A 4,049-nucleotide genomic window follows, 5' to 3' on the forward strand; every position below is an offset into this window, starting at 1 on the left:
GGCTTATCACTGAGATCAGCATATTTAGCACCGACAATCAAATCATCTAAGCCGTCGCCGTTGACATCACCTGCACTAGAGACTGAGAAGCCACTCCGATCACCCCATGCCTCACCATGAATAACAAACCCTCCTGTAGGGGTGTTTGCATCAGCAATGGCACTTAGATTAACGGCACTGTTGTTGGTTTTACCAAACACAACATAAGATTTACCTGCAGTAGATTGACCACTTGGGGCACCCCAGGCACCTACAATCAAATCATCCAAACCATCGCCGTTGACATCACCTGCACTGGAGACTGAGAAGCCACTAAAATCACCCGCTGTCTCGCCATGAATAACAAAGCCGCCTAAAGGGTTGCTTGCATCAGCAATGGCACTCAGATTAATAGCACTGCTGTTGGCTTTACCAAACACAACGTAAGATTTACCTACATTGGTTATATTATTTAGATCGCCGCCCTTAGCACCCACAATCAAATCATCCAAGCCATCGCCGTTGACATCGCCTGCACTGGAAACTGAGAAGCCACTATAATCATACGCTGTCTCACCATTGATAACAAAACCCCCTGTTGGGTTGCTTGCATCAGCAATCACACTCAGATCAATGGCGTTACTGTTGGCTTTACCAAACACAACATAAGATTTTCCTATCAGTGTTTTACCACTTAGTTCAGCTTGATAAGCACCCACAATCAAATCATCCAAGCCATCGCCGTTGACATCACCTGCACTGGAGACTGAATAGCCACTATAATCATTCGCTACCTCGCCATTGATAACAAATCCCCCTGTCGGGTTGCTTGCATTAGCAATCACACTCAGATTAATGGCGCTACTGTTGGTTTTACCAAACACAACATAAGATTTACCTGCATCAGATTGACCGCTTGGACTGGCACCCCAGGCACCCACAATCAAATCATCCAAGCCATCGCCGTTGACATCGCCTGCACTGGAGACTGAATAGCCACTATAATCACTCGCTGCCTCGCCATTGATAACAAATCCCCCTGTCGGGTTGCTTGCATCAGCAATGGCACTCAGATTAATGGCACTGCTGTTGGTTTTACCAAACACAACATAAGATTTACCTGTATCAGATTGACCACTACCCCAAGCACCCACAATCAAATCATCCAAGCCATCGCCGTTGACATCGCCTGCACAGGATACTGAGAAGCCACTCCAATCATATGCTGCCTCGCCATTGATAACAAAGCCTCCTGTCGGGTTGCTTGCATCAGCAATGGCACTCAGATTAATGGCACTGCTGTTGGTTTTACCAAACACAACATAAGATTTACCTGTAGCTAGCTTGCCACTTAGATCGGACTGATGAGCGCCAATAATCAAATCATCCAAGCCATCGCCGTTAACATCACCTGCACTAGAGACTGGTAGAGCGCTAAAATCATCCTCTGACTCGCCATTGATAACAAAGCCACGCTGTATCCCTTTTAACATTACACCTTTTTGAATCCAAAGTTCGGCATTAACATTGGTATTGGCATCATCATGAGTGTAAACATCATAAGTGATACCATTAACAGTTTTATCAATGGTTGAATCACCAAAACCAGCAGCATATACTTTATCGCCACTATCACCCAATACTTTAAGAATATTGGTGCTAGTAGAGGCGTCTAATAACTCGTCTAAATTGAGTTTTAGAATGTTGTTACCTGAGCCTGTAATATCAATAACTTCAATATCTTGAATGCGTCTGTTGCTGATCTTGGTGAGATCTAGGGTTAAACCTACCCCCTCTAATTTAAGGGTGTCAATACCACCGCCACCATCAACACGGGCACGGTTGCCTGCGCCGGTTTGCTTTAGTGCGGTGATATTGCTGGCGTTGATGATGATCGTGTCATTGCCTAAACCTGCATTAAAGACATCCATGCCGCCGTTGCCTGTTAGGGTGTCATTGCCTGCGCCAGCAACAAAGATTTCATCTTTGTTGGTTGCAGTACTGGTAAGGGTGTTGGCGTTTTCATCGCCGAGGTAATCAATGGTGTATTTTGACTCATTGCCCAGTTTTGATAAATTTACGGCACCAGTATCGGTTTTGCCGAAGATGACATAGGATTTACCTGCGGATGATTTATCGTTTGGATCGGCAGTCTGAGCCCCCACAATCAAATCATCTAAGCCATCACCATTCACATCACCTGCACTCGAGACTGAGTAGCCACTCCAATCACCCTCTGATTCACCACTAATAACAAAGCCACCTGTGCCAGCAGCAATGGCTGATAATTCAATGGCATTGGTGTCTTGTTTACCGAACACGACATACGATTTACCTGCGTTTGATTTACTACTTGGATCGGCTTGATAAGCCCCCACAATCAAATCATCCAAGCCATCGCCGTTGACATCGCCTGCACTGGAGACTGAGAAGCCACTATAATCGTGCCTTGATTCACCACTAATAACAAAGCCACCTGTGCCAGCGACAATGGCTGATAAATTAATAGTAGTGTTGTCTTGTTTGCCGAACACGACATACGATTTACCTGCGTTTGATACACCACTTGCATCGGCAAATATGGCGCCAATAATCAAATCATCCAAACCATCGCCGTTAACATCGCCTGCACTGGAGACTGAGTAGCCACTATAATCACCCACTGACTCGCCCTTGATAACAAAGCCACCTGTGCCAGCGGCAATGGCTGATAAATTAATAGCGGCGTTGTCTTGTTTGCCAAATATAACATACGATTTTCCTGCTTCTGTCTTGTCACTCAAATCGGCTTGATAAGCACTTACAATCAAATCATCTAAGCCATCACCATTCATATCACCTGCACTGGAGACTGAGTAGCCACTAAAATTATCCACTGACTCGCCATTGATAACAAAGCCATCTGTGCTTGTACCAGCAGCAATGGTTGATAATTCAATGGCATTGGTATTGCCTTGTTTGCCAAATACAACATACGATTTACCTGCACTTGATTTACCGCTTGGATCGGCTTGATAAGCCCCCACAATCAAATCATCTAAGCCATCACCATTCACATCACCTGCACTCGAGACTGAGTAGCCACTCCAATCACCCTCTGATTCACCATTAATAACAAAGCCACCTGTACCAGCAGCAATGGCTGATAATTCAATGGCATTGGTGTCTTGTTTGCCAAATACAACATACGATTTACCTGCACTTGATTTACCGCTTGGATCGGCTTGATAAGCCCCTACAATCAAATCATCTAAGCCATCACCATTCACATCACCTGCATTGGAGACTGAGCAACCACTCCAATCACCCGCTGACTCGCCATTGATAACAAAGCCACCTGTACCAGCAACAATGGCTGACAAATTAATAACATCAGTGTCTTGTTTGCCGAACACAATATAGGATTTACCTGCATCTGGTTTACCACTCAAATCGGCTTGATAAGCCCCCACAATCAAATCATCTAAGCCATCACCATTCACATCACCTGCATTGGAGACTGAGTGACCACTATAATCACCCGCTACCTCACCATTGATAACAAAACCATGTTGCGCCTCTTGTAATAAAGCAGTTGGTGGGTCTGAATCAACAGCATTTTGGGCTTTGGCGTCAACGGTTATTGTGTTTGCACTACTGGCTACTGCTGGTGTGGCTAATTGTATGGCATTGCCTGCAGTATCTTTAATACTGCCAGTGTTTAAAGATAAGGCAGTTGTAGTGGCAGTTATGCCAGTTGTTGTCGTATCACCACTGGCTATTGTATAACTAAACACTAAGGTGTTAGCGTTAGAAGCAGTAGAAACATAAGCGGCACTTTTATTCACACCGCCTATGCTAATAGTATAAGTAGGCTCTCCAGTTACCACAACTGTTTCACTCAGAGTAACGGTAACAATAATTTTATCACCTATTTTAAGCGTGCTGGTCTTGCCAGCACCAGTGGCATTTGTTGCGTGGATAACAACACTATTAACTTTGGTTTGCATGATTACCTCTTTTGTTGTTATGATTTATTATATTACCTTAAAAAATCCGGTCAAGTAAACTTCTTTCTGTAAATTCGCATC

General features: G+C 44.4%; 1 protein-coding gene. It reads right to left on the bottom strand.

The window, feature by feature from the left end; genetic code table 11:
* Window positions 1–3,968: beta strand repeat-containing protein (locus BAZSYMA_RS08905; RefSeq protein ID WP_195910180.1), on the bottom strand; the 3,968-nt coding region annotated here is incomplete at its 3' end.
* Between the last annotated feature and the right edge of the window lie 81 nt (window positions 3,969–4,049).

The sequence above is a fragment of the Bathymodiolus azoricus thioautotrophic gill symbiont genome (assembly GCF_001298715.1).
GTDB lineage: Bacteria > Pseudomonadota > Gammaproteobacteria > PS1 > Pseudothioglobaceae > Thiodubiliella.